The sequence below is a fragment of the Streptomyces sp. NPDC054863 genome, from assembly GCF_053610825.1.
Genome location: NZ_JBSGZD010000474.1, coordinates 1 through 3,561, shown reverse-complemented (window position 1 = coordinate 3,561; position 3,561 = coordinate 1). Strand labels below are relative to the sequence as shown.

Below are 3,561 nucleotides of genomic sequence, written 5' to 3'. Positions count from 1 at the left end.
GTGCCTGTACAGGCACCGCCCCTCACCGCTCACCCGCCGCCGCAGGTCACTCCCCGCCGCCCCCGGAGTCACCCGGGGAGGCAGCGTCGTCGCCGCCCCCGCCGTCCCCGCCGTCGGACTCCTCGTCCGTACCCGTACGGGGCTTCTTCGGCGGCCGGGTCCGGCCGCTGGCGGTGTCGCGCAGATACGCACCGCCGGAGGCGTCGCCGCCGTCCGTCGCGTGGCTGGGACCGCCGGGTCCCCCGCCCGCGCCGCCGGGACCCGCACCCGGATCGCGGCGCCGCAGATACCGCTCGAACTCCCGGGCGATGGCCTCGCCCGAGGCCTCCGGGAGATCGGCGGTGTCCCGCGCCTCCTCCAGCGACTGCACGTACTCCGCGACCTCGCTGTCCTCCGCCGCCAGCTGGTCCACGCCGACCTGCCAGGCCCTCGCGTCCTCGGCCAGCTCACCGAGCGGGATGCGCAGCCCGATGAGGTCTTCCAGTCGGTTCAGCAGGGCCAGCGTCGCCTTCGGGTTCGGCGGCTGCGACACGTAGTGCGGCACCGCGGCCCACAGACTCACCGCGGGCACGCCCGCGTGCGTGCACGCCTCCTGGAGGATGCCGACGATGCCCGTGGGGCCCTCGTACCGCGTCTCCTCCAGATCCATCGTCCGCGCCAGGTCCGGGTCGGAGGTGACCCCGCTGACCGGAACCGGCCGGGTGTGCGGGGTATCGCCGAGCAGTGCGCCCAGGACCACCACCATCTCCACACCCAGTTCGTGCGCGAAGCCAAGGATCTCGTTGCAGAACGAGCGCCACCTCATGGAGGGCTCGATACCGCGCACCAGCACCAGGTCGCGCGGCTTCTCGCCACCGGTGCGGACCACCGAGAGCCGGGTCGTCGGCCAGGTGACCTTCCGTACGCCGTTCTCCAGAAAGACGGTGGGGCGGTTGACCTGAAAGTCGTAGTAGTCCTCGGCGTCGAGCGCCGCGAACACCTCGCCCTTCCACTCCCGCTCCAGGTGTGCGACCGCGGCAGAGGCGGCGTCACCAGCGTCGTTCCAGCCTTCGAACGCGGCCACCATGACCGGGTCGACCAGCTCGGGAACTCCGTCGAGCTCGATCACCCAGCGCCTCCTTCATCCGTCTTCATCCGACGTTCCCCCCGTCCAGTTCCCCCACCTTACGCATGCGGGAAGCGTGCCCTCCGGGCACGGAATCAATCGAAATCGGCCAGATCGGAGACCTCGGATCTTCGTTGTTGTCCGAGTCCGAGTCCGAGTCCGAACCCGGCCCTGTCGCGTGGCCCACCTCTACAGCGTGGACCGCAGCCACTGTTCCACGCTCGCGATGTGCACCGTCGCCCACGACCTCGCCGCCTCCGCGTCCCCGGCGCGCAGCGCACCCAGGATCGCCCGGTGCTCGTGCAGCGTGCGGGTGATCGCGTCCTCCTGGGTCAGCCCGCGCCAGATCCGGGCCCTGGTGGTCGGCCCGGACAGCCCGTCGAGCAGCGAGCACAGGACGGTGTTCCCCGAGCTGCGCACGATCGACCGGTGGAACTCCAGATCGGCCGTGACCAGTTCCTCCACCGAGGGGGCGGGCCCCAGCGCCGCCAGCTGCTCCTCCAGCGCGTCCAGCTGGGCCTCTTCGATGTGCAGGCAGGCCATCGCCGTGGCGGCGGGCTCCAGGATCCTGCGTACGGCCAGGAACTCCAGCACGGTGTCGTCGCGGTGGAAGTCCACCACGAAGCTCATCGCCTCCAGGAGGAGCTGCGGGTCGAGGCTGGTGACGTACGTGCCGTCGCCCTGGCGCACGTCCAGGATCCGGATCAGCGACAGCGCCCGCACCGCCTCGCGCAGGGAGTTGCGCGAGAGGCCCAGCTCGGCGGCGAGCTCGCTCTCCTTGGGCAGCCGGTCGCCGGGGCGCAGCGCACCCGAGACGATCATGGTCTTGATGCGTTCGATGGCCTCGTCGGTGACGGCCATGGGCTTCCTCCAGCTCCCCGCCCGGCCCACCGCCAGACATCCGACCAATGGTCGCACGGAGGCGGAAGGGACCGGAACGGCGACGGGCGAGCCCCGCAAGGAGCCCGCCCGCCGCCGCCCGCCGTCGTGAAACGGTCCTGGGGAGAGGCCCGTACCGCTGACGCCTCGCGGCCCGGTGGCCGTTTGCGCCTCGCGGCCCGGTACCCGTTACGCCTCGCGGCTCAGTACCCGCTCGACCTTCGCCCGTACGTCGTCCGTCGCCAGGCCCCGGATCGTCAGGGTGGTGCGGCGGCGCAGCACGTCGTCCGCGGTCTCCGCCCACTCGTGGTCGCGCGCGTACACGACCTGCGCCCAGATCTCCGGGGCGTCCGGGTGGATGCGCTCGGCGAGTGCCGGGTTGTCGGCGGCCAGGCGCGCGATGTCGAAGGACAGCGAGCCGTAGTGGGTGGCCAGGTGGCGGGCGGTCTCCGGGGACATCCGGGGGCCGGGGGTGCCGCCGTCGACCAGCAGCCGGTGCGCGACCGCGTTCGGGTTCGAGATGCCCGGCAGCGGAAGCTTCTTCGGCAGGTGCGAGATCGGCTCCATGTCCTCGCCCAGCGGGTGGCCGGGGAGGGCGGCGAGCTTGTTCATCACCGTGCGGCCGATGTGGCGGAAGGTCGTCCACTTGCCGCCGGCCACCGACAGCATGCCGCCGCGGCCCTCGGTGACGACGGTCTCGCGCTTGGCCTTCGAGGTGTCGCCGGGCCCGCCGGGCAGCACCCGCAGACCCGCGAAGGAGTACGTGATCAGGTCCCGCGACAGCTGCTGGTCGCGGATCGAGAACGCGGCCTCGTCGAGGATCTGCGTGACGTCCTTGTCGTTGACCGCGACGTCCGCCGGGTCGCCCTCGTACTCCTCGTCGGTGGTGCCCAGCAGCAGCTGGTCCTCCCACGGCAGCGCGAAGGTGATCCGGTACTTGTCGATCGGGGTCGCCAGCGCGGCCTTCCACGGCGACGTCCTCTTGAGGACGAGGTGCGCGCCCTTGGAGAGGCGGATGGAGGGCGCCGAGTTGGGGTCCTCCAGCTTGCGCAGGTGGTCCACCCAGGGGCCGGTCGCGTTCAGCACCAGACGGGCGTCGACGCCGAACTCCGTACCGTCCATGCGGTCCTTGAGCTCCGCACCCGTCACCCGGCCGTGCGTGAAGCGCAGCCCGGTCACCTCGGCGTGGTTGAGGACGGTCGCCCCGGCCTCGACGGCCGCGCGGACCGTCATCAGCGCCATGCGGGAGTCGTTCATCTGGTCGTCGCCGTAGACCGCGACGGCCTTCAGGTTGTCCGTACGCAGCTCGGGGACGTCACGGGCCGCCTTCGACGGCGAGATGACGTGACCGACGCCGTCACCGAAGGCGGACAGCGCGGAGTAGGCGAAGACGCCCGCGCCGAGCTTGGCCGCGCCGTGCGGGCCGCCCTTGTAGACGGGGAGGTAGAAGGTCAGCGGGTTGGCCAGGTGCGGGGCCACGTCGCGGGAGACCGCACGCCGCTCGAAGTGGTTCTCCGCCACCAGCTTGACGGCACCGGTCTGCAGGTAGCGCAGCCCGCCGTGCAGCAGCTTGGAGG

3 protein-coding genes are annotated in these 3,561 nt (G+C 71.8%); all 3 read right to left on the bottom strand.

Annotated elements, in window-relative coordinates; genetic code table 11:
• Positions 1–46 precede the first annotated feature (46 nt).
• Positions 47–1,108 carry a PAC2 family protein gene (locus ACWGIG_RS37820; protein WP_453326259.1) on the bottom strand — a complete coding sequence of 354 codons (1,062 nt, stop codon included), beginning with the start codon at positions 1,106–1,108 and terminating at the stop codon, positions 47–49.
• A gap of 186 nt (positions 1,109–1,294) precedes the next feature.
• Entirely contained in the window at positions 1,295–1,966 is a 672-nt protein-coding gene (locus ACWGIG_RS37815; protein ID WP_453326258.1) for a FadR/GntR family transcriptional regulator, read from the bottom strand.
• Between the two features lie 207 nt (positions 1,967–2,173).
• On the bottom strand, positions 2,174–3,561 hold a 1,388-nt coding region (locus ACWGIG_RS37810; protein ID WP_453326257.1), incomplete at its 5' end, for a glycerol-3-phosphate dehydrogenase/oxidase.